This window comes from Neisseria sp. P0009.S007, from assembly GCF_051962515.1.
In genome coordinates this window covers 1-737 of record NZ_JBQCVF010000782.1, presented here as the reverse complement: position 1 = coordinate 737, position 737 = coordinate 1, and the positions used below count along the sequence as shown (strand labels likewise).

Genomic DNA, 737 nt, shown 5'->3' with positions numbered 1-737 from the left:
TCAAGAGTCTTTCAAAGTTGCCGCTATTTTTGAAGTTTTCCCTGAAGTAACTATTGGTGACCTGTCTGCCCAAGAAGTAGAAAAAGTTACTGCGACTGTTGGCGATGCCGAAGTTGACCAAACTGTAGAAATCCTGCGTAAACAACGCACCCGCTTCAACCATGTTGACCGCGAAGCCCAAAACGGCGATCGCGTCATCATTGACTTTGAAGGCAAAATCGACGGCCAGCCTTTTGCTGGTGGCGCATCTAAAAACTACGCTTTCGTATTGGGCGCAGGTCAAATGCTGCCTGAATTCGAAGCTGGTGTTGTCGGCATGAAAGCCGGTGAAAGCAAAGATGTTACCGTAAACTTCCCTGAAGACTACCACGGTAAAGATGTTGCCGGTAAATCTGCCGTATTCACCATCACTCTGAACAACGTTTCTGAAGCTACTTTGCCTGAAGTTGACGCTGACTTCGCTAAAGCTCTGGGTATTGAAGACGGCGACGTTGCCAAAATGCGCGAAGAAGTGAAGAAAAACGTTGGTCGCGAAGTTGAGCGCCGCATCGGTGAACAAACCAAAGAATCTGTAATGAACGCCCTGCTCAAAGCAGCCGATTTGCAAGTTCCTGTTGCTTTGGTCAACGAAGAAGCCGCCCGCTTGGCAAACGAAATGAAACAAAACTTCGTTAACCAAGGTATGGCTGACGCTGCAAACTTGGATCTGCCTTGGGATATGTTCAAAGAACAAGCAG

General features: G+C 47.8%; 1 protein-coding gene. It reads left to right on the top strand.

The window, feature by feature from the left end:
- On the top strand, positions 1-737 hold a 737-nt coding region (tig, locus tag ACTHS3_RS16330; protein WP_440368549.1), incomplete at both ends, for a trigger factor.